This window comes from Marinobacter lipolyticus SM19 (assembly GCF_000397065.2).
In the GTDB taxonomy this organism is placed as follows: Bacteria; Pseudomonadota; Gammaproteobacteria; order Pseudomonadales; family Oleiphilaceae; genus Marinobacter; species Marinobacter lipolyticus.
The window spans coordinates 504,008-524,273 of the sequence record NZ_KE007306.1; the positions used below are offsets into that span (position 1 = coordinate 504,008).

21 protein-coding genes are annotated in these 20,266 nt (G+C 56.9%); 6 read left to right on the plus strand and 15 right to left on the minus strand.

Features of this window, described 5'->3' with window-relative positions; all coding sequences use genetic code 11:
- Positions 1-37: 37 nt before the first annotated feature.
- The 8 genes from MARLIPOL_RS02260 to MARLIPOL_RS02295 form a co-directional block, all read right to left on the minus strand.
- The gene (locus MARLIPOL_RS02260; RefSeq protein ID WP_051123076.1) at positions 38-1,474 is read right to left on the minus strand and encodes an alkaline phosphatase PhoX; all 1,437 of its coding nucleotides are present in this window, start codon (positions 1,472-1,474) and stop codon (positions 38-40) included.
- 10 nt (positions 1,475-1,484) lie between these two features.
- Positions 1,485-3,215, minus strand: a complete 1,731-nt coding sequence (locus MARLIPOL_RS02265) for an alkaline phosphatase D family protein (protein WP_036190293.1) — start codon at positions 3,213-3,215, stop codon at positions 1,485-1,487.
- Positions 3,216-3,379: 164 nt separating this feature from the next.
- Complete coding sequence (locus MARLIPOL_RS02270) at positions 3,380-4,633, minus strand: D-amino acid dehydrogenase (RefSeq protein WP_012136450.1); 1,254 nt, start codon at positions 4,631-4,633, stop codon at positions 3,380-3,382.
- 91 nt (positions 4,634-4,724) lie between these two features.
- The gene (locus tag MARLIPOL_RS02275; protein ID WP_012136451.1) at positions 4,725-5,081 is read right to left on the minus strand and encodes a translation initiation factor Sui1; all 357 of its coding nucleotides are present in this window, start codon (positions 5,079-5,081) and stop codon (positions 4,725-4,727) included.
- Between the two features lie 34 nt (positions 5,082-5,115).
- Positions 5,116-5,652 carry a DUF4136 domain-containing protein gene (locus MARLIPOL_RS02280; protein ID WP_012136452.1) on the minus strand — a complete coding sequence of 179 codons (537 nt, stop codon included), beginning with the start codon at positions 5,650-5,652 and terminating at the stop codon, positions 5,116-5,118.
- Between the two features lie 72 nt (positions 5,653-5,724).
- Complete coding sequence (locus MARLIPOL_RS02285) at positions 5,725-6,330, minus strand: YigZ family protein (protein ID WP_012136453.1); 606 nt, start codon at positions 6,328-6,330, stop codon at positions 5,725-5,727.
- Positions 6,331-6,344: 14 nt separating this feature from the next.
- Positions 6,345-7,664: a sensor histidine kinase gene (locus MARLIPOL_RS02290; protein WP_012136454.1), complete on the minus strand. Its 1,320-nt coding sequence runs from the start codon at positions 7,662-7,664 to the stop codon at positions 6,345-6,347.
- Positions 7,661-8,347, minus strand: a complete 687-nt coding sequence (locus tag MARLIPOL_RS02295) for a response regulator transcription factor (protein ID WP_012136455.1) — start codon at positions 8,345-8,347, stop codon at positions 7,661-7,663. The genes MARLIPOL_RS02290 and MARLIPOL_RS02295 overlap by 4 nt, the downstream gene beginning before the upstream one ends.
- A gap of 187 nt (positions 8,348-8,534) precedes the next feature.
- On the opposite strand from MARLIPOL_RS02295, the gene MARLIPOL_RS02300 reads away from it, so the two are divergent.
- The 3 genes from MARLIPOL_RS02300 (at position 8,535) to MARLIPOL_RS02310 (ending at position 10,902) form a co-directional block, all read left to right on the plus strand.
- Complete coding sequence (locus MARLIPOL_RS02300) at positions 8,535-8,927, plus strand: Spy/CpxP family protein refolding chaperone (RefSeq protein ID WP_012136456.1); 393 nt, start codon at positions 8,535-8,537, stop codon at positions 8,925-8,927.
- 57 nt (positions 8,928-8,984) lie between these two features.
- The gene (locus MARLIPOL_RS02305; protein ID WP_012136457.1) at positions 8,985-10,151 is read left to right on the plus strand and encodes a GNAT family N-acetyltransferase; all 1,167 of its coding nucleotides are present in this window, start codon (positions 8,985-8,987) and stop codon (positions 10,149-10,151) included.
- 85 nt (positions 10,152-10,236) lie between these two features.
- Entirely contained in the window at positions 10,237-10,902 is a 666-nt protein-coding gene (locus tag MARLIPOL_RS02310; RefSeq protein ID WP_012136458.1) for a hypothetical protein, read from the plus strand.
- On the opposite strand, the gene MARLIPOL_RS02315 is transcribed toward MARLIPOL_RS02310, so the two are convergent.
- Genes MARLIPOL_RS02315 through MARLIPOL_RS02325 form a run of 3 tightly spaced genes read right to left on the minus strand, consistent with a single transcriptional unit; the run spans position 10,899 to position 13,084 of the window.
- A complete protein-coding gene (locus MARLIPOL_RS02315; protein WP_012136459.1) occupies positions 10,899-12,236 on the minus strand; it encodes a nicotinate phosphoribosyltransferase in 1,338 nt (445 codons plus the stop codon). The genes MARLIPOL_RS02310 and MARLIPOL_RS02315 overlap by 4 nt on opposite strands.
- Before the next feature lie 28 nt (positions 12,237-12,264).
- Positions 12,265-12,810, minus strand: a complete 546-nt coding sequence (locus MARLIPOL_RS02320; protein WP_012136460.1) for an isochorismatase family protein — start codon at positions 12,808-12,810, stop codon at positions 12,265-12,267.
- A 58-nt stretch (positions 12,811-12,868) separates the two neighbouring features.
- Positions 12,869-13,084: a dodecin gene (locus tag MARLIPOL_RS02325; protein ID WP_012136461.1), complete on the minus strand. Its 216-nt coding sequence runs from the start codon at positions 13,082-13,084 to the stop codon at positions 12,869-12,871.
- Positions 13,085-13,195: 111 nt separating this feature from the next.
- On the opposite strand from MARLIPOL_RS02325, the gene MARLIPOL_RS02330 reads away from it, so the two are divergent.
- Positions 13,196-13,966, plus strand: coding sequence for a DUF3750 domain-containing protein (locus MARLIPOL_RS02330; RefSeq protein ID WP_012136462.1), 771 nt, complete (start codon positions 13,196-13,198; stop codon positions 13,964-13,966).
- On the opposite strand, the gene MARLIPOL_RS02335 is transcribed toward MARLIPOL_RS02330, so the two are convergent.
- The 4 genes from MARLIPOL_RS02335 to MARLIPOL_RS02350 form a co-directional block, all read right to left on the minus strand.
- Positions 13,967-15,172, minus strand: coding sequence for a hypothetical protein (locus MARLIPOL_RS02335; protein ID WP_228677562.1), 1,206 nt, complete (start codon positions 15,170-15,172; stop codon positions 13,967-13,969).
- Between the two features lie 189 nt (positions 15,173-15,361).
- Positions 15,362-15,673, minus strand: a complete 312-nt coding sequence (locus MARLIPOL_RS02340) for an AzlD family protein (RefSeq protein ID WP_012136464.1) — start codon at positions 15,671-15,673, stop codon at positions 15,362-15,364.
- Positions 15,670-16,425, minus strand: coding sequence for an AzlC family ABC transporter permease (locus MARLIPOL_RS02345; protein WP_012136465.1), 756 nt, complete (start codon positions 16,423-16,425; stop codon positions 15,670-15,672). Before MARLIPOL_RS02345 ends, MARLIPOL_RS02340 begins: the two co-directional genes overlap by 4 nt.
- A 70-nt stretch (positions 16,426-16,495) precedes the next feature.
- Positions 16,496-17,038, minus strand: coding sequence for a hypothetical protein (locus MARLIPOL_RS02350; RefSeq protein WP_012136466.1), 543 nt, complete (start codon positions 17,036-17,038; stop codon positions 16,496-16,498).
- Between the two features lie 604 nt (positions 17,039-17,642).
- Between MARLIPOL_RS02350 and MARLIPOL_RS02355 the strand changes: the two genes are divergently transcribed.
- Both MARLIPOL_RS02355 and MARLIPOL_RS02360 read left to right on the plus strand, forming a co-directional pair.
- Positions 17,643-18,743 (plus strand): Glu/Leu/Phe/Val family dehydrogenase, encoded by a 1,101-nt coding sequence (locus MARLIPOL_RS02355; RefSeq protein ID WP_012136467.1) that lies wholly within the window; start codon positions 17,643-17,645, stop codon positions 18,741-18,743.
- Between the two features lie 85 nt (positions 18,744-18,828).
- Positions 18,829-20,241 (plus strand): sodium-dependent transporter, encoded by a 1,413-nt coding sequence (locus MARLIPOL_RS02360; RefSeq protein ID WP_012136468.1) that lies wholly within the window; start codon positions 18,829-18,831, stop codon positions 20,239-20,241.
- The last annotated feature ends 25 nt before the right edge of the window (positions 20,242-20,266 follow it).

Genomic DNA, 20,266 nt, shown 5'->3' on the forward strand with positions numbered 1-20,266 from the left:
CACAGGCTCAGGAGGTCCCCCCTTGCAACGAGGACCGTTACACACTGTCGGGCAGAATCAACTCGTAAACCATACCGAGACCGTTGGTGAATCCACCCAGACCATTCCTGCCTCCCCGGTCCGAGGTAAAGTACATGCGCTTGCCATCGGGCGAAAACGCAATGCCGGCGATTTCCGAGGCATCCTGACCAACCACCTGAAGTAACGGCTTGAGGGTACGATCCGGAAGAATAACAACCACCTGCATATCACCACCATCCTCCGCCACCAGCACATCGCCCAGCGAGGTCACAAACAGGTTATCAACGCCGGACAATATGTCGTTGGGCGCTTCGGCGGTTGCCCGCTCGTAGATGACCTCAATGGTCTGGGCCGCAACATCCAGAGCCCATATCCGATCATCTCCCTTGGTTGCGAAGTAGACGATACCCTGGAAAAACCAGACGCCCTCTCCCCCATCAAAGATCGTCGATTCTTCCAGACGATTCTCATGCTGCGGCTCATGGGGATTCTGCACATCGACCCAGGTCACGGGTTGAGGCGAATGCAGTGCACCTTCAGCGCCCTCACCTCTAACACTCAACATCTGCAATCGACCTGACTGCAGGGCGGCGCGCTCTGCCCCCTCCGGCCAGTCGGAGGGGTCCGGAATCCAGCGGTAAAAACGCCCGTCCGGCATATCTTCGGTGAGATAGAGCCTTCGTTGCCGGGGATCAATGGCAATGGCCTCGTGGGAGAAATACCCCAGCGTCGGGCGGGCCAGCCCTTCACCCGGCTGGTAGGGGTCGCACTCCCACACCTGACCATTGGGAAACTCCTCGCAGGAGAGCCAGGTATTCCAGGGCGTGACACAACCTGCGCAGTTGAAGGTCGTGCCGGACAGGATGGTGTATGAGTCAACAATTGTGCCATCGGGGTCAAATACCAGCACGCCGACCTGGGCAAGCCCCGGGGTCAATTCCTCCGCGGCGTTGGCCAATGTCGCCAATGCCGGATAGGTAAAACCAATGGTCCCGACTCCGGGTACTTCACTGTTGCTGATATATATCCAACCGCCGTTGTCTCTGGGAACCGCGCCGCCACCATCCGGGAAAATGTGCCAGGGTCGGTTACCCACACCACCCGTCTGGGGCGCCAAAGGCGACATGCCCGCAGGCTGAGGCAGTTCTCCATTGATAGCAACGATCCTCGTCGCGAACCCCTCCGGTGTCCGCACACCATGTATATCCGGAGTCTCCCGCAGAGGGCCGATATTCGCAAAACGACCGACCAGACTCTCTACTGTATCGGGAATGTTTCCGGGTACCGGCTCGACACCCGGCCCGGGAGCAATGGGCGAAGCCGACGATTCCGAGCTACCACCGCACCCGCTCAGCCAGGAGGCAGATCCAACCGCCCCCGCTGTAAAGAAGATGGTGCGCAGCACATCACGACGACTCCATCGCTTGTTGTTGGGGATCATTGGTCCAGACATAAAAGCTTCCTCAACTTACAGCCGTTCGAACAGGCGGGTGAAACATGGCCGTGCGCAGAGCCCGCGGCTCGGAAAGCGCCCGATCCTGATATATGGAGCTGTTTCCATCATCCACGCCAACCACTTTTGTTTTAGCGGGATCGATCTTGCCGATATCATCTTCACTGGTAATGTTACGCACGTAATAGAACTCTGCCTGGGTGCGCTCCAGCGTGACATCCACGAGCATGAATCCTGGTGTTTTCAGCTCAACGTATTTCATGTGTGGGTTTGCGACAGGTACGGCCAATTCCGCCAGCTCGGCCACCCCATCCGGCAATCCGGGCGACGTTACAGAAGGTGTGACAAATTCGGCAGCCAACGGTGTGGTCAGGCTATTTTCCAGAAGATTGCCGGAGTCTGCGTAGACCTCGTTTGCCCAGGAGGTATGAATATCACCGGTAAATATGACTGTGTTGTCGATCCCGTTGTCTGCGAGGGTTTGCAGAATAACCTCGCGATCCGCCACGTAACCGTCCCACTGATCGACATTGAGGGCCGCCAACTGACCGTTGAACTCGGTCTCATCTTCCAGTCCGAGTGTTTTGGCCACATCGACAGTGCGGGCTATGTTAAGTTCGGCGAACATGACCTGCTGCCCGATCATTCGCCACCGGGCTGAGGAATCTGTCAGCCCGGCCACCAACCAGCCTAACTGATCCTCGCTGATCAGCCGGCGATCCGCACTGAAGCGAGCCGGGTCACTGGGCGAGGAAACCTGCTGATCCCTGCCCTCCAAACGTGTGTCCATCATGAACAGATCGATCAGGTTGCCAAAGGCGAAATTACGCCAGATGCGCTCCGGGTCTGTCGGGTGCTCGCGGATCGGCAGCCACTCATGATAGGCCTGTATGGAGGCCGCCTTTCGTTTCGCCCAGTCTCCCTCAGTGGCTTCATCGTGGTTTTCCGCGCCACCAACATAACTGTCGTTCGCCGATTCGTGATCATCCCAGATGCAAATCATCGGAAACTGCTGGTGAACGGCCTGCAAATGGGGGTCCGTCCTGTATTGGGCGTAGCGCTGACGATAATCCGCCAGCTCAATCATTTCGTGGGGTGGCAACGGCTCTCGCCCGGGGAAATCGCCATACTCACCCGGCCCATACTCATAGACGTAATCGCCCAGATGCAACACGAAATCCAGATCGGCGTGGTCACTCACAGCCTTGTAAACCGAGAACAGACCAAACGCATAGTTTGAGCACGAGACGACCGCAAACCGCGCCCGTTCAGTGGCGGCGCTGGAGGTTGGGAAAGTGCGGGTGCGGCCAATGGAAGAGCGCTGACTTCCAACTGAGAACTGGTAGTAGTACCAGGTGTCCGGTTGCAGGCCCACGGCATCAACCTTGACGCAGAAATCGCTGTCCGGGCCAGTAGAGGCATCAAACTTCGCGACGACCTCTCTCATCTCCCGATCCCGCGCAACAGTCACCTGTACAGGTACGCGGTCAATGGTTCGGGGCAATGCATCTGTCGGAGTCACCCGGGTCCAGAGAATTACCCTATCAGCCAGGGAATCCCCAGAGGCCACACCGTGGTTGAAAGCAACGGCCGGAAGCGACAACTCCTCTCCGGGTACAACTCCCGGGGAGGGTGCCTGACCAGCACGAGAAGACTCCGACGAACTACCGCCACAGGCGGTTAAGGCGGTAAACGATGCGGCAGCGAGCCCCTTTACGACAGCACGACGTTGTTTGTTCATGACTTCTCTCCAACGGGCCCGCCTGAAGTCGCCAGACGGTATACCGACAACCGAACACAAAAGGTGATAAAGGCTCACATTTTGCGTCTAGTCTATTACGAAGAAGTGACAGTCATGAGGCTTTGGGGGCCAATAAAGCTCTGGCCCGTGGGCCCTGGCCGGCCTCAGAGCCCGATGAAACTGAAATCGACTTCCGGCCGCCGACCGGAAATGATGTCGGTGATGGCAGCAGCGGAACCACAGGAATGGGTCCAGCCCAGCGTGCCGTGGCCAGTATTCAGGTAGAGGTTGCCGAAGTGGCTTTTTCCGATATAAGGCACATTGGAAGGTGTTGCGGGTCGCAGACCACTCCAGAATTCGGCTTCGTCCCAATAGGCCGCATCCGGCATGATTTCCGCCGTACGCCGGACAATGGACCGGCAGCGAGTATAGTTCAGGGTCCGGCTGTAGCCGCTCAGTTCTGCAGTACCAGCAACCCGGATTCTGTCTCCCAGACGAGAATACACCAGCTTGTATTCGTCATCGATCAGGCTCACCTCAAAAGCCGCGTCTTTGTTCCTGACCGGGACGGTAATGGAGTAGCCTTTGGCAGGATAGATATTCAGGAACAGTCCCAGTTTGCGGGCCAGTACCGCACTGAAGCTTCCCAGACTCAGAACATAGGCATCGGCGCGCAACACTTCGTAGTGGCCTTCTCTCACCACCTGAACCCCGAGAATCCGGCCATGGGTACGATCAAAACCCAGAATTTCCGTGCCATAAAGAAATGTCACACCCGCCTCTTCGGCTTTTCGAGCCAGGCCCTGAGTGAACTTTCTTGCGTCCCCGGATTCATCTGCCGCGGTGTAGGTTGCCCCGGCAATCCGGTTGCGAATCGGAGCCAGAGCTGGCTCCAGCTCAACCGCACGGGCTGCATCAATCACCTGGCGGTCACACCCCAGGTCACGCATTAACCGCGCCGGTGCCAACGCGCCATCAAATTCCTTCGGGTTGGTGTAGAAGTGCAGTATGCCCTTCTCCAACTGGTCGTACTCAATCCCGGTATCCTGACGCACCGCCTGCAGCTGAGCCCTGCTATAGGTGCCCAGGTTAACGATCTGTCGAATGTTATGGGCCGCCCTGGCAGACGTGCATTGCATGAGGAATGACAGTCCCCAGCGCCACTGGGCAGGGTCGAGATTTGGACGGAACAACAGGGGGGCATCCGGCCGGGTCAGCCACTTCAATATCTTGAGCGGTGCCGACGGATTAGCCCACGGCTCTGCGTGGGACACCGAAATCTGCCCACCATTGGCATAACTGGTTTCAAGACCGGCTTTGCTCTGGCGATCAACCACGGTGACCTCATGGCCCTGCTTGCGCAAAAACCATGCAGTGGTGACGCCAACAACACCTGCCCCCAACACCAGTACGTGCATTCCTATCCTCCAGTAAGCGACTGTCCCTGTATGGGCAGTTCAATAGCAGGCACTATTCTAACGCCTGGAGACGGGTTTGCGTGTTATACCATCAGCCACCGGCACGTTTTACGGTCCAACCTTTGGCCTGCAGTATCGGGACAAGGGTGTCCCGTTGATCGCCCTGGATTTCCACCACGCCGTCTTTCACCGTGCCACCGGTGCCACACTTGGCCTTGAGAATCTTGGCGAAGGATTTGAGTTCCTTTTCATCCATGGGGATGCCGGTCACCAGGGTCACACCCTTACCCTTCCGGCCCTTGGTTTCGCGGCTGACACGTACGATGCCGTCCCCCGCGGGACGGGCTGGCTGGCCACAGGTGCAGTCAGCAACCGGGTTGCGACAGTCAGGGCACATGCGCCCCTGCTCGGTTGAAAAGACCAACCCACCCGAGGATTTCGACTTCATGCTTTCTCCGTTTTCGTTGGAAAGAATCAGCTACTTAGTCCAGCCCCGGAGGATACTTGGAAAACATTTCGGCCACCACTTCGTCGATCAGCTCACGGCGATACTCCGGGGACTGATCTTCATTCAGGTAGCGCCGGCTGGCCGCTCGCCAGACCACGCGTTGCGTACTGGTGTCCGCCAACTCAATCACCAATTTGCCTTCCTGGACTTCCCGTACCGGCGGTGCGGATGCGAGTCCCCAGCCAAAGGGACTATGGCCGAATCCCAAGCCAAATCCCACACCGTAACTTTCGAGCCGCTCTTCTTCCACGATCTCCCAGGCCACCAACAGGTCCGCCTCGTCCGCGCTTACCTTTTTCATGGCCTTGCGATTGAGCTCACGTTCCACCGCGTTGCGAATGCGACTACCATCCAGTGACACTACTGACTGCCCCTCACCAGTCTCATCCATAAACGCCCACGAGGAATAGTTCCCGAACACGGCAGCGGAATCATAATCTGTCACCACGTTACTGGCGCAGCCTGCCATCGCCAACATCAGAATCGATGCAATCAACACTCGAATAGCCATAGCGAACCTCCTTACGGTTGCCTTTCAGGTAGTATACGGACACTTGACGCTCGGAGATGTAACAACCGTTCCCTACCTGTCAAAACGGTAATCCAGTTTCTGGGCATCGCAGAAGCCTCCGAATTGCTCACCGCGATCCGCCGGTACCAGTACCCGGGCAGTTACCGTTGAACCATACTCTATGGACTCCAGCACGGCATCATTGGTTTCACACCAGTGCCGCAAGGGCTGCTCGTCGCTGAAGCTCATCGTCACAGTCGCCGCATCCATGGATCGTTGTACCACGCGGTCCACTGCCGAAAGCACACTTTCCGCCGCCCCGGCATAGGCTCTCACCAAACCGCCGGCACCCAGCTTGATGCCGCCAAAATAGCGGATCACCATGACCAGGACATCGCCCATATCCTTGTGCTGAATCACACTCAGGATTGGTTTTCCCGCGGTTCCCGACGGCTCACCGTCGTCGTTCATGGCGGCTTCTGCGGCCGAACCGGGGCGACCTATTTGGTAAGCCCAGCATATGTGACGGGCGTCGGGATGATCCTGGTGCGCCCGTTCAAGCCAGTCTTTGACCTCATTCCTGGAGTTCACCGGGGCCACTCTCGCGATAAAGCGGCTCTTCTTCACTTCTGTTTCCCGCTCCAGGTATCCTGCCGGAACAGGGTAATCTTTATTCATGCGAACCCGACTCCTCACCCTGTTGCAAACACCGGAAGGCGAACCTGTACCCGTAAACCGCCCCGCGCCCCGGGCGCCGCTGAAATTTCACCGTCGTGGGCAGCAACAATGTCCCTCGCGATAGCCAGACCCAACCCCCAACCTTTGCCGCCACGGGATTTATCAGCTCGAAAGAAAGGCTCAAACAGGTGAGGAAGCAGTTCCGCGGGTACACCAGGACCTTCATCTTCAATAGCGAGTTCCAGCCATTCGCCGGAAGCCGTCACATCGATATGTACGTAGCGGCCGGGAGGGGTGTGATCAAGAGCATTCTGCAGAACGTTGTCCAATGCCCGCTGTAACAATCCTTCATCGCCCAGCACGGTTACAGATTCACCGGCGGGTGAGACAACCAGCTTGCAGTCCACCCCCTGGTGCTCTGCGTAATCTGCTGCGTCTTGCAGAACCCGGTTTATGACATTCACTGGCAGCACCGACTCCCGCTCTATGTCACCCCCGCTTTCGCTGACACGATACAGCGTCAGGATCTGCCCCGTCATCGCCTCAAGGCGCTCGTTCTGCCGCAGGATGCTGGCCATGAGTTCTTCATCCGCGCCACTTTCACTCGCCAGCTCAATGGCGATTCGCTGGCGTGTCAGTGGTGTCCGAAGGTCATGGGAGATATCACGAAGCAGGTGCTTCTGCCGCTCCAGTAAACTGCAAAGCTGTTCGGTCATGGCGTTGAATGCCGTTGCCAGCTGCCCCACTTCATCCCGCCGTTTTGTGATAGTGTCGCCGACCCTAAGTGAGTTATTCCCCCGGGCGATAGCCTGAGCGGTCGTTTCCATGTGTAGAAGTGGCCGTGAAACCCGACGGGCAATCCACCAGCAAGCCAGGGAGATCATCACGAATGCCAGCCCCAGCTCTATAGCACGGAAGAATTTCGGATCCAGCCAGCCGGCACCGTGCATCCGTGGCCACGCCACCAGCCGATAACCGCCACCAACATCAAGAACCGCAGGCTTTTGCGGATACCAGCCGGATTTCATTCGGTCACGAATAAACGAGGGGAGTCTACCGCCATTGTCATCCTGCTCAATGAGGATCAGATGCAAGTCAATACGCTCACCCTCCGATCTGAGAAAACGCCAGGCTCCCCCCCGATCACCAGACTCACGAATTCTTATCGCTTCTTCGGCAAGGTCCCTGAGCCCTGCCTGACGTTCGATAGCCTCCCGCTCGCGATCCAGAAGCATTCGGGTCGCCAGGTTGCTGACCACCACAGTCACCGCCATGGCCAGCCAGATCGAGAGGAAGATCCGCCAGAAAAGGGGGAATATTGTTCGACCCTTCATCTGGGCACCCTGTAGCTATACCCGAGGCCGCGAACCGTTTCTATTCGGGGAGGATCATCGTTACCCAGTTTCTTGCGCAGGTTACTGATGTGCATGTCGAGGGTCCGGTCATAGGCTTCCAGGCGACGCCCCAGGGCCCACTGCATAAGATCGGTTTTGCGCACCACACTGCCAGCGTGGGCCAGCAGCACCTGCAATACCTCATACTCGGTGGCGGTCAGTTCCACGGGCTTGTCATTCTGATAGATGCGGCGATGGGAGGGCTCCACTCTCAGATCACCGTATGTCCTGGCAGCATCCACTTCCACTGACTGATCCCATGCGATGCGGCGCAGCAGTGCCTGCAGGCGGGCGACCAGCTCGCGCGGATTGCACGGCTTGGGTATGTAATCGTCGGCACCGACTTCGAATCCGACGATGCGATCAGTCTCGTCTCCCCGGGCAGTGAGCAGCACAACGGGTAAGTGGGTGTCCGCACGCAATGATCTCAGCACATCGAGACCGCTGATATCTGGCAACATGATATCCAGTACCACAATGTCACAGTTCTGACCGAGGGCCAGGGACAGGCCATCGTTGCCATTAGCCGCTTCGCGCACGCTGAATCCCTGATTGGTCAGATAGCGCGCCAGCAGCTGCCGCAATTCATCATCATCTTCAACCAGCAATACCCGGTTCTGCATGGACGTCCTCCCGATTAACGGCCTTCAGTCTAACACGTTGGCCGACGGTGTCTTTTTCCACGTTTTTCCCTTTGCACAACCTTTACATCACGCTGACACCGAATGACAGAGTTCTCCATTAGCATGGATCTCGTCCATTAGCGGACTGCCTCGCTGCAGTCCCACAACCGACTACGAGGTAATGATTATGATGAAACATAAAACTTCCCGGATTATTGCCAGCGCTCTCCTGTCCGCCGCCCTGCTCGCCAGCCCTCTGGCCATGGCCGGCAACCACGGTGACCGGCATGATGGCTACCACGGCAAGCACAGCAAAGCCGAAATGTGTGAACAACTGCGTGAGGGTACCGGCAAATTCAGTCCGGAGAATCGCGAAGCCAGAATGGCAGAACACCGGGCGAAGATGGAGGAACGCCGCGCCGAGATGGCCGACCGTCTTGAACTGACTGACGAACAACGGGAAACCTGGAACGAAATCCATCAGGAAAACATGGCAAAACGCGCCGAGAAGATGGAAAAGCGGCAGGAAAAAATGAAAGAACGTTGTGCAGAAAAAGCCGAAAACAACAACGACCAGTGATCACAAACCGGATTCTGGCGTATGGTATCGGGGTGATACCAAGGAGTACCCCCGACCATGCCCGAATCCGGCTCCCCGTTTCCACACATTCGTGTCTGTTCATCCATCCACGATATTCCCGAGGCTGACTGGAACGCGCTCTGCCCCGGCACCTATCCGTTTCTGAAACATGAGTTCCTGAAGGCACTCGAGGATACAGGCTGCACTACATCAGATACGGGCTGGACACCCTCACACCTGAGCTTCTGGCTGGAGGACCGTCTGGTTGGCGTCGCCCCGGCTTGGCTGAAAAGCCACTCCATGGGTGAGTATGTGTTTGACTGGGCATGGGCCGATGCATATCGGCGCTACCGGGAAAGCTATTACCCAAAGCTTCTGATTGCCGTCCCCTTCACACCTTGCCAGGGGCCCCGACTGTTATTGGAAGATACATTCAGGGCAAGCCTGTCACCAGCAGTGGTTCACCAGTTGCTGGACAACGTTTGTGAATCCATTGACGCTCACTCGTGGCACCTGCTGTTTCCCAACGACGATGACCAGGGCCTGCTGGATCAACCAGGGAGTCTTCACCGTCTGGGCTGCCAGTTCCACTGGCACAACAGGAATTACCGGTCGTTCGATGAGTTTCTTGGCAAACTCACCTCTCGCAAGCGCAAATCCATCCGCAAAGAGCGCCGTCAGATTGCCGAGTTCGGCGTATCATTCCAACATTTTTCGGGAGCGGATATCCCTGCTCCGGTGCTATCGGTGTTCTACACGTTTTATAAGGCCACCTATTTCAAACGCGGCCAGCGGCCATACCTGAACAAACCGTTTTTCCAACGGCTGTGCGCAACCATGCCCGAGCAGTGTCACATCATTATGGCAGTAAAGGATGACACCATGATCGCCGGAGCCCTGTTTCTCACCGGTGATGATACCCTGTACGGTCGCTATTGGGGCTGCCTGGAGGAGTATGACTTCCTGCACTTTGAAACCTGCTACTACCAGGGTATTGACCTGGCGATTGAGCTCGGTCTGTCCACGTTCGATGCTGGCGCCCAGGGCGAACACAAACTGATACGAGGCTTCGAGCCAGTGATCACCCATTCATGGCATGGCATCCGCCATCCCGGCTTCCGCGATGCCATCCATCGTTTCACATTGGAAGAAGCGGACCACGTCCAGCATTACTTTGACGATGCCACCAACGCTCTGCCTTTCAGACAACAGGAAAGCGGTTAACTATACTGTCCTTTAATGACTCCGATCGCGAATTCCTGATACGTTCGGGACTACCCGTTTCAGGAATTGAACCGAGGCACTACCAATGGACACGGATCAGCTGCTCAGCCTCATCAACAATGACGGTGCCGCCGTCTTACTGTCTGTCACAGCCATCGCTGTGGCATTACTGACATTGCTCTATGTGGCCAGGGACCGGCGCAGACAGGACTTTATGGACGACCAACTCAAACAGCGGACGGAAACCCTGTGGCGGGACATGGACGAGTTACGCATCAATCAATTCAACGACACTGTAACGTCGTTGCCAGGTCATGGCAGCCGTGAATCGGACTCGGACCAGTTCGCAACCGAAAAAGCCGCCTACGAGGCGATCTGGCCGCTGGTCTGGCAGCTCCATGATCACCTGGGCATGTTTCTGCGTGCCGTCGAGTCGGGAGAGCCGGCCGGGGACCTGCGTCTGGAAGCCCGTAACGCCGCCCTGGAGGCGCGTCGCGCACTCAATCGAAACCGACCATTCTGCCATGGAGATGTCGACGAGCTGGTCACCAAGGTCATCGACACCGATATCAAGGCGCACCTGGCGGCATGCCAGTATATGGATCTGATGAAGGAATCCGCCACCTCAAACACTGCCCATGACCGAAACGTCCAGCGTGAGAAGTTTCACTTGCTGTACGACGGGGAGGCAAGGGAGACGATCAACCACCTGGTCTCCGCTATACGGGAAAGAACCCTCAGAAAAGGTTAACCGCGGATCCGTTTCAGCGCATCAGCCTGCAAGGCCCGGAGATAGGCGCTGATAACCACGGGAAACGGTTCAGCGGGTTCCAGTGCAAGATATGCGGCCGGCAACGAACGAATTGAGGCAGCGGCATACTCTACCTGTTGATCCAGGGAATCTACGGCGGACACTAGCACCACGCCGTGCTTCATGACCGGTCTCAGCAAAGGGTCACCATCGAACACCTCTTCCCGGCCGCCGATGACATCACCTTTCATCCGGCCATCCCGATCGTACTGGCGGAAAACCTGCTTCCCTCCGGGAAACGACTGCTTGCCCGAAGAGTTTTTCATCCGTGGCAGACCACCATACTCTGTTAACTTGTAAGCCAGCTCCAGGGCGGGTGCGTCGTTCGAGGCACCAATGGCTGTGCCAACACCAAAACCGTCAATTGGGACTCCGGCCGCAACCAGCCGGGAAATCCTGTACTCATCGAGACCACCGCTTGCCATGATACGAACGTCCTGGAGTCCCGCCTCGTCCAGTATCGCACGGCAGTCCCTCGCTTCCGCTTCAAGATCTCCTGAATCCAGCCTGATGGCGCTGACCCGGGCACCAGAGTCACGCTTCAGCCAATCGGCAATGCGCCGGACTGCCCGGCGAGTATCGTAAGTATCAACCAGTAACGTAGTGCCTGGGTACAGCCGTGCATACACTTTGAAGGCGTCCATCTCATCGGGATACGCCTGGACAAAACTGTGAGCCATGGTACCGCTGACCGTCAGGCCATAATCCAGACCGGCCAATACATTGCTGGTACCAGCGAGACCCGCGAGACGAAACGCTCGCACACTCCGGTGGGCCGCATCCACGCCATGCATTCGCCGCATCCCGAAATCAACTACCGGTCGCTCACCGGCAGCGAGTCTCACCCGGACCGCCTTGGACGCAAGCACGGATTCCAGGTGCACATAGTTCATTACCAGGCTTTCCAGGATCTGAGCTTCGGCTATGGGCGCTTCTATTTCCAGCAGTGGTTCCTGAGGGAACAGGGGGGTGCCTTCCGGGACTGCCCTGATGTGCCCGCTAAAACGGAACTTGCCAAGCCATTCGAGAAACTCTGGCTGGAAGCGGTCAAGACCTTCCAGGCGTTTGATATGTTCGCGGGAAAACTTCAGGGTCTCGATGACCGTGGCAACATGCTGCTGACCGCAGGCAAGGACAAAATTCCGGTTTTTTGGCAGCTCCCGGAAAAACAGGCTGAATACCGCCGTATCGTGCATACCTTCAGCCCAGTATGCCTGGGCCATGGCAAGCTCGTAGAGATCCACCAGCAGTGCAAGATCTTTCTCATGCACCATGTTGTCAGGCTCCTGCATCCTGTCAGTGTTACAGAGACACTCCCATCCCTGACAGCTCGTCCAGCACTTTTGGCCCACTGTCGCTATCTACCGCGTAAGTACCGCCAATAATCAGGTTAACATCGAACCCCAGTTGGACTGCATCGATAACCGATGCCCGCACACACACATCAAGCGCCAGACCGGCTACATAAAAGGAACCAATACCGTGACGCCGCAGGTAGCTCTCGAGCTGGGTACCGTCGAACGCCGAGTACGCATCCGTATCAAAAGCCGTACCCTTGCTCACTCGTACTGCGTCGTAAGGCAGGTCCATCGCCGGATGAAATTCTGCTCCCCAGGTATCCTGCACGCAATGCACAGGCCAGGGGCCGCCACGCTGAGCAAAACTGACGTGGTCAACAGGATGCCAGTCACGACTGGCAATAATCGCCCAACCCTCTTGCCGGGCCTTGCTGATCCACTCGTTCACGACCGGAAAGATCGCATCACTTTGAGGTACCGCCAGGCTGCCGCCTTCACAGAAGTCATTCTGTATATCAACAAGCAGCAGGGCGCATTTATCGGAAGACATAATGCCACCCCCTAACAACCCCTGTGTACCGGATCCGGACTTCCGGGCGCGGAAAGCGTTAACTGTCCACGATGCGGAAGCCCACTTTCATCACCACTTGATAATGCCCTACCTTGCCATCCGTAATATGACCGCGGGTTTCGAGAACCTCGAACCACTCCATATTGCGAACGCTCTTGCCGCACTCCGCAAGTGCATTCTCAATGGCATCTTCAATGCTCTTTTTTGACGAACCAACAATTTCCACTTTCTTGTAAACATGATGGTCTGACATACCACCTCCCATTGCATACACTAACTGTTACCTTTGAGCCTAGAAGACGCAACAGTAGCGGGCAAACCCGGGACGGTATTATTATAACTCTCCTACATCCGGACACATGAAATGAAACGACCTTTCCGCTATATCGCCTGGTTTGTTGCCGGACTCTTTCTCCTGATGGCGGGCCCGCTATTGCTAGCCACCAGCGGGTCCCTTCAAAGTGCTGAAAGCTGGCAAACCGCTTCCAGGGAAAGTGCCGGCATCGCTCCGCGTCCAGAAGAAACCGAAGAAGCCATCATTCAGGTATACGGGGCCAGGGCCTGGAGCTGGCGCGGATATTTTGCGGTACATACCTGGATCAGCACCAAGGAGGCCGGAGCCGATCATTACCGGGTCCATGAAGTGACCGGTTGGCGTCGATACGTGGTCAACTCCAGTCCCGGTGATCCTGACCGGCACTGGTATGGAGCCAGACCAACGCTGTACGCAGACATCCGTGGGGAAGAGGCCAAACGACTGATTCCTGCCATCTATGACGCGGTCGCATCCTACCCCTTCCCGGAAGAGTATGAAGCCTGGCCCGGCCCCAACAGCAACACGTTCGTGGCCTGGGTCATCCGCGAAGTGCCCGGACTGGAAGTAGCACTGCCAAACCACGCGATCGGTAAGGACTACCTGGGAGACAGCTTAATTGCCGAAGTTCCGGGCGGCACAGGCTATCAGTTCTCACTGGGTGGTTATTTCGGTGTACTGGCGGGTGTCCGGGAGGGGCTTGAATTAAACGTGATGGGCTTATCACTGGGGGTAAACCCATTGGGCCTGGGCATCAAGTTGCCAGGTATTGGCGAGTTGGGCTTACGCAACACCAACCCTATGACTGAAGCCTTACCCTGATCAAGCCAGCGGGTTGGCGGCGAACTCAAGATACCGGCTCGCCATCTGCTTTTTTTCATCCTGGCTGTTAAGCAGTTCAAGACGCAATTTGTCGATCAGCTTCAGATACTCATGCAGGGGGGACTCGGTTTTGCCAGCTGCTTTGGATTCCTCAATGAACGCTCTCTGTTGCTCCCGTATTTCATTAAGCTTTTCAAGCGCTGCACGGATTGCAGCGACCCGCGCTTCATCCACACCAGTGTCTCTGCCTCGCGGATTCGACCCCGGATTCGATGACAGCACCGTTTCCGACAGCGGATGACCTCCTTCAGACTCATCGACCTCCTGCTCAGCCAGATCCAGCTCTTCCAGTGTTCGAACTTCGCCGCCGGTAGTCAGATAGATACCACTGCCTTTGATCTGCCCCAACGCGACACCCTGACTGTTGGTCAGAGTAAAACTGCCCCCCACGCTATCCACGTACAGTGCCTTAACACCGACCTCTTCCAGGGTCCTCAGGTCCTGCTCCCCCTCTGCTGCCTGCACCCAAACCTTCAATGAGCTGAAGATATCATCATTAGCATCGATCCAGCGGTTGCCATCGTCATCAAACCTGGCAAGTTCCGCGAACCCCTGACCACTTTGCGGCCCGAACAGCTCGCTACCATCGTCGACCTTGCCATTGCCGTTTCGATCAAGAACCAGGTAGCCACTACCGGCCCCCAAGGTAGCGAACGGAGTCGTCGTGCCATCGGAATTGAGGTCAAACTCGAACAAGGCATCGGTGAGCTGAGCCGTTGTACTGCCGAAATTGACCACCAGGGGATCAGTAAGACGGCGCTCGCGAATCTGCACTAATTCCGAGTATTCGTAAGTTTGCGACTGGGATTGTCGGAGAGCCAATGTGAAGTCTACCTGCTCTCCGTTGTCGAGTTTGATGGTTCCGGAGGATGTGAAGTTGCGAGACTCACTCTGAGAATAGAACATGTACCGACCGGCATCGATAGACATTGAAGTGCCTCCCGATATCCCCGCATCTGTTCCCAAAGCCGCACGGCTGACCGTGACCGCCTCCTGGCCGGTCAAGAACAGATCGGTGGTTAATTCTGCCAGTTGAGCGCTGGTGAATACGGTCTGGCGCTGGTCGCCGGATACCGTCGATGTGCTGTCAAACGCCAGCAGGTCATTTGACGAGTACCGGTATGCCGATTCACGAAACAGTGTCACCTCTGTTGACGCGGCTGTCTCAGGCGAGACCTGAGGTTGCCGTGATATCCGGATAAGCGAACTGTCGTGCGCCGAAACCTGACGAGAACTGTCCTGAAACAAGGAAATCTGGCTGGAAGTAATCATGGTTAGGAGTACTCGAACGGATACTACCCGTTTATCGGCACCCCTGATCAAATCTTAAGCAGGTCAGAAAAAATATCGGGCTATTGCGGCAGCGGCAATTCCCGCCGCAATAGATGGCAACGGTTTACGGCTCAGCAACATAGCAGCGGCGGTGGTAACCAATGCGACCCGAGCCCCCACATCGCCACCAAAGGCCATAGGCACCACAATGGCAATCAATACCGAACTGGCCATGGTGTTGATAAAGCTTTCGATGCGGGGACTGATCCGTACAAAGGACATAATGAATACGCCACCGAAACGGGTGGCGAGAGTGACGACTGTCATGATTGCTATCAGCGCCAGGATACCGGTCGTGGTGGTTTCGATCATCATTGGGGCGCACCTTCTTCGGCTGCCACGGGCTCATCGGTTGCCTCTGTGTCCTGATGCTCCAGCCAGAAGAACCCAATAGCGCCACCCGCTAATGCTCCCACGACCACATGGGTATTCGGGGGCAACCACCGCCAGGCAGCCAGCGACGCCAGCCCGGCTATCGTCCAGGCCACCAGCACTCGCGGAGATTTTTTGCCCCCAAGGGCCATCGCCAGCAGGAAGCAGCCGAGGACCATGTCCAGCCCCAGACTCTTGGGATCCTGTAGCAGACCGCCAAAGTAGACGCCCAACCAGGTTCCCAATATCCAGGCCAGCCACAGCACCAGGCCGCCCCCCAGAATCACTTCCAGGTTGTGCTTGCCATTCTGGTAATCCTGAGCCGATACGGCCCAGTTGGCGTCGGTCAGCAAGAGCAGCAGACCGTAACGCCTACCCGGCGAGACATCCTTCAACATTGGATACAGGGAGGCCCCCATCAACAGATGACGGGAATTGATTGCAAACACCACGGCGATCAACGGCAGAACCGACACCTGGTTACCCCACATATCTATCGCCGCAAACTGGGAGGCCCCGGCGAACACCGTGATGCTCATCAATATGGCGTCCAGTGGCGGCAGGCCTTTTTGTGTGGCGGCCAAACCAAAGGCAGCACCAAACGCCACCACAAACAAGGAGATGGGAAGCAGACGGAAAAACTCCAGCCGCACTTTACGCGGCTGGAGTTTATAAGAATAGGAAGCGACAGACATCAGAGGAAACTAAGGCAGATCCCCCAACATGCGTATAGGTAAATGCCGAAGTACTCGTTTGATACCGTGGTTAATGCACCACGTGAATCTTGCCATCGGCCCCGGCCAGCGGGTTGTTAAAACTGCTGCCTTCGCCCTGCAGTTCCGCTTCCGGATGATTCAGAGCCATCAGCTCTTCCATTTGTGACACGTGCTTCTTCGGCACATCGACCATGACCAGATACCGGCCCGCTTCGATATCGCCGTGGAACTTCCGTATCCGGTAATTCTCGGTACTGATACCACCGAAGCCGCCCAACCAGCCGCCAGCGATAATCGCAAATGCCCCCATGGCGACGTAGGCTGCCATCGGCCATTCAAGGCCGCCCCAAAGCGCCAGTGGAACGACAAAAAACAGGGCGAACAATGCCCCAATCAGCATTCCACGCTCGACAAACCTCGGCAGGTCAGTCTTATCCAGCACACTGGCGGAGTGCAGACGATGGGTGTAAAGACCTGCTTCATCCTTACTGACGATGTGAAATCGCCAATCCGTGACGCCACGTTGGTGGAGGTCATCGGAGATATTCTGCACACTGTCGATGGAATCCACCAGATAGAATAGCCGTTTCATAATTCCCCCTTCACTTATCACAGGTGGAAAGAAAGCTACGCCTTGATTATAAAACAACCAACCCGACTTCCTCGGCTTTGCTCAAATCGATTCAGGATAAGCAGATTCCTTATATTGCAAATTCCTCTAACGGCGTTTTTTCCACTCAACACAAAACCTTGTGAAGATCCTTTCGTGATGCATTCCGCTGAAATCAAAATAGAAGTTGACGTTTACGTCAAAAGAAATTAGTTTGTTTTTCGTCCAGCCCCAAAAGGGCCCTCCCAACAGGGAAAACGGACACTTGAAATCAAACCGCCGGCCAAAAGCCGGACGACAAGAACAAGACAGCCACTCATGCCGCGATCCGGCGAGTTGGAAGAGGATTTCAACATGTTCAATTCCGCACTTTCAGCGGACAAACCTCTCCTGCACGCGCAGCCAGAACCTTCCCCGGTTCCCGGCAGTTCCCCCTGTAACGCTCAGCTCAACCCTGTAAACGCTGCCAATCCAAGACATGACCTGGCATCAACAAATCGCAAGCGCTGCTGTCTAACCCATAACAAAACCGGTTGCCGCAGACCCCACAAGGGTAGCGACAGCCTTCAAAGAGAGGTGAAACGCCATGAACGTATTCAGCCATCCCGAGTTCGATAACCACGAACACCTGTCCTTCTTCTGCGACCCGGAAACAGGACTGAAAGCCATTGTTGCCATTCACAACACTTCCCGGGGCCCGGCTCTGGGAGGCTGCCGTATGTTTCCGTATGCCTCCGACGAGGAAGCCGTGTGGGATGTTCTGCGCCTGTCGAAGGGAATGACCTACAAGTCCGCCCTCGCCAACCTCGACCTGGGAGGTGGCAAGTCCGTCATCATCGGTGATCCGCGCAAAGAAAAGACCGAAGCGCTGTTGGAGGCCATGGGCCGCCACCTGGAAAGCCTGGGCGGTCAATACATCGCGGCCGAGGATTCCGGCACCAGTGTGCCCGATCTGAAAATCATGGGCAGGCACACCCGCCACGTGGCAGGGATCTCGCAGCACATTGGGTTCGATGGCAAGCCCAGCAACGGCGATCCTTCACCGGCTACCGCCTACGGCACCTTCATCGGCCTGAAAGCGGCCGTCAGCCACAAGCTTGGTCGCTCCGATCTCAATGGTCTGAAGGTTGCAATCCAGGGCATCGGAAACGTGGGCTTTCGCCTCGCGCGGCACCTGAAGGAGGCCGGCGCCGAGCTGTGGGTCTACGACATCCACGCGGACAACATGCAAAGAGCTATTGACGAGTTGGGGGCCAAGCCAGCTTCCGCAGAGGACATCCTGTTCCTGCCGGTGGATGTCATCGCCCCTTGCGCCATGGGTGCGGTACTGAACGACGAAAGTATTCCACAAATCAAGGCCCCAGTGGTCGCTGGCGCCGCCAACAACCTGCTGGAACGCCCGGACCACGATCAGGCGCTGATGGACCGCGGCATTCTCTATGCCCCGGATTTCGCCATCAATGCCGGCGGCATCATCGATGTGTCCTACGAGCGAACCGGCGCGCCCCCCGAGAAGGTCCGCGCCCACGTGGACACAATCGGCGACACACTGAACGAGATCTTTACCCGCTCCGACCGTAGCGGCAGGCCCACCGGGGCTATTGCCAACGAACTGGCGGAAGAGCGGTTCCACAAGCACACCGCCCGCGTCGACGCGATGCAGGAACGTATGGCCCATGCCGGATAGCAAACCGGGGCCATGTCTTTGAGGCCGCGAACCATTCGCGGCCTCTGCTTCCCCAACAAAAACAAGTACCAAGCAGGAGACAGCTATGTCTGTAACACAATCAGGTTCTGCCACCTATTCCGGTGAGCTCGAAGGTTCCAACGCCAAACGAGGTCTCTGGTCATCGCGCCTTGCCTTTATCCTCGCTGCCACCGGTTCTGCCGTTGGCCTCGGTAATATCTGGAAATTCCCCTATGTAACGGGTGAGAACGGCGGCGGCGCCTTCGTTCTCGTGTATCTTCTCTGTATCGCCATAGTGGGCATCCCCATCATGATGGCAGAAGTCATGATCGGTCGGCGCGGCGGCCACAGCCCGGTAAACAGCCTGCGCGCAATTACCCAACGGGATGGCCTTAAACCCGCCTGGAAACTGATCGGTGCTGTGGGTGTTCTTGCAGGTTTCCTGATTCTCTCGTTCTATTCTGTTATTGGCGGCTGGGCCATTTCCTATGTAGGAACCACTGCCAGCGGCCAGCTCGCCGGGCAATCTGCCGACGCTGTCGGCGCTATCTTCTCCGGCCTGCTCAGTAGTCCGGCAACCTTGCTGGCGTGGCACACCCTGTTCATGGCTCTGGTCATGGTTGTGGTTGCGCGGGGCGTGCGCGCGGGGCTGGAGCGCGCCGTCAGTATCCTGATGCCCGCACTGTTCGTGTTGTTGCTGATTGTGGTGGGCTACGCCATGACCACCGGCTACTTCGGCCAGGCTGCCGCCTTCCTGTTCCAGCCGGATTTCTCCAAACTGACCACCTCCGGCATCCTGGTGGCCCTCGGACACGCGTTCTTCACCCTGAGCCTGGGTATGGCCGTGATGATGGCTTACGGCTCCTATCTGCCCAAGAATATCTCCATCGCAAAGACCTCGATCACCGTATCGGTAATCGACACCGGTGTGGCCCTTCTTGCCGGCCTGGCGATATTCCCGATCGTCTTCGCCAATGGCCTTGAGCCGGGCGCAGGCCCCGGCCTGATCTTCCAGACCCTGCCACTGGCGTTCGGCCAGATGCCCATGGGTTCGCTGTTTGGCACCCTGTTCTTCGTACTGCTGATTTTCGCTGCCTGGACATCCGGCATTTCCCTTCTGGAGCCCATCGTGGAGTGGCTCGAAGAAAAGAAAGGCATGAATCGTGTGGTCAGCACTCTGGGCGCAGGCTTTGTCTGCTGGGCGCTCGGCATTGCTTCGATCCTGTCCCTGAACCTGTGGGCCGACTTCGATCCCCTTGGCTTTGTACCGATGCTGGAAGGCAAGACCATCTTCGACCTTCTGGACTTCTTTACCGCCAATATCCTGCTGCCGCTGGGCGGACTTCTGGTTGCCCTGTTCGCCGGCTGGGTGATGTCGCGCAAGGCCATGGAGAACGAACTGGCACTGTCACCCGCCATGTTCAACCTGTGGTTCGTCATCGTCCGTTTTGTGACCCCGGTCGCGGTCGCGGTGGTATTTATCTACAACCTGCTGTAACCCTGCGAGGGGGGGGGGGGGGGGG

Coding starts and splice junctions, on each gene's coding strand:
- MARLIPOL_RS02305 (WP_012136457.1), top strand. CDS start 8,985: ATGCCCGAATCCGGCTCCCCGTTTCCACACATTCGTGTCTGTTCATCC.
- MARLIPOL_RS02345 (WP_012136465.1), bottom strand. CDS start 16,425: ATGTCTGTCGCTTCCTATTCTTATAAACTCCAGCCGCGTAAAGTGCGG.
- MARLIPOL_RS02300 (WP_012136456.1), top strand. CDS start 8,535: ATGATGAAACATAAAACTTCCCGGATTATTGCCAGCGCTCTCCTGTCC.
- MARLIPOL_RS02315 (WP_012136459.1), bottom strand. CDS start 12,236: ATGGTGCATGAGAAAGATCTTGCACTGCTGGTGGATCTCTACGAGCTT.
- MARLIPOL_RS02290 (WP_012136454.1), bottom strand. CDS start 7,664: ATGAAGGGTCGAACAATATTCCCCCTTTTCTGGCGGATCTTCCTCTCG.
- MARLIPOL_RS02260 (WP_051123076.1), bottom strand. CDS start 1,474: ATGTCTGGACCAATGATCCCCAACAACAAGCGATGGAGTCGTCGTGAT.
- MARLIPOL_RS02330 (WP_012136462.1), top strand. CDS start 13,196: ATGAAACGACCTTTCCGCTATATCGCCTGGTTTGTTGCCGGACTCTTT.
- MARLIPOL_RS02285 (WP_012136453.1), bottom strand. CDS start 6,330: ATGAATAAAGATTACCCTGTTCCGGCAGGATACCTGGAGCGGGAAACA.
- MARLIPOL_RS02265 (WP_036190293.1), bottom strand. CDS start 3,215: ATGAACAAACAACGTCGTGCTGTCGTAAAGGGGCTCGCTGCCGCATCG.
- MARLIPOL_RS02320 (WP_012136460.1), bottom strand. CDS start 12,810: ATGTCTTCCGATAAATGCGCCCTGCTGCTTGTTGATATACAGAATGAC.
- MARLIPOL_RS02360 (WP_012136468.1), top strand. CDS start 18,829: ATGTCTGTAACACAATCAGGTTCTGCCACCTATTCCGGTGAGCTCGAA.
- MARLIPOL_RS02295 (WP_012136455.1), bottom strand. CDS start 8,347: ATGCAGAACCGGGTATTGCTGGTTGAAGATGATGATGAATTGCGGCAG.
- MARLIPOL_RS02340 (WP_012136464.1), bottom strand. CDS start 15,673: ATGATGATCGAAACCACCACGACCGGTATCCTGGCGCTGATAGCAATC.
- MARLIPOL_RS02270 (WP_012136450.1), bottom strand. CDS start 4,633: ATGCACGTACTGGTGTTGGGGGCAGGTGTTGTTGGCGTCACCACTGCA.
- MARLIPOL_RS02350 (WP_012136466.1), bottom strand. CDS start 17,038: ATGAAACGGCTATTCTATCTGGTGGATTCCATCGACAGTGTGCAGAAT.
- MARLIPOL_RS02325 (WP_012136461.1), bottom strand. CDS start 13,084: ATGTCAGACCATCATGTTTACAAGAAAGTGGAAATTGTTGGTTCGTCA.
- MARLIPOL_RS02355 (WP_012136467.1), top strand. CDS start 17,643: ATGAACGTATTCAGCCATCCCGAGTTCGATAACCACGAACACCTGTCC.
- MARLIPOL_RS02275 (WP_012136451.1), bottom strand. CDS start 5,081: ATGAAGTCGAAATCCTCGGGTGGGTTGGTCTTTTCAACCGAGCAGGGG.
- MARLIPOL_RS02280 (WP_012136452.1), bottom strand. CDS start 5,652: ATGGCTATTCGAGTGTTGATTGCATCGATTCTGATGTTGGCGATGGCA.
- MARLIPOL_RS02310 (WP_012136458.1), top strand. CDS start 10,237: ATGGACACGGATCAGCTGCTCAGCCTCATCAACAATGACGGTGCCGCC.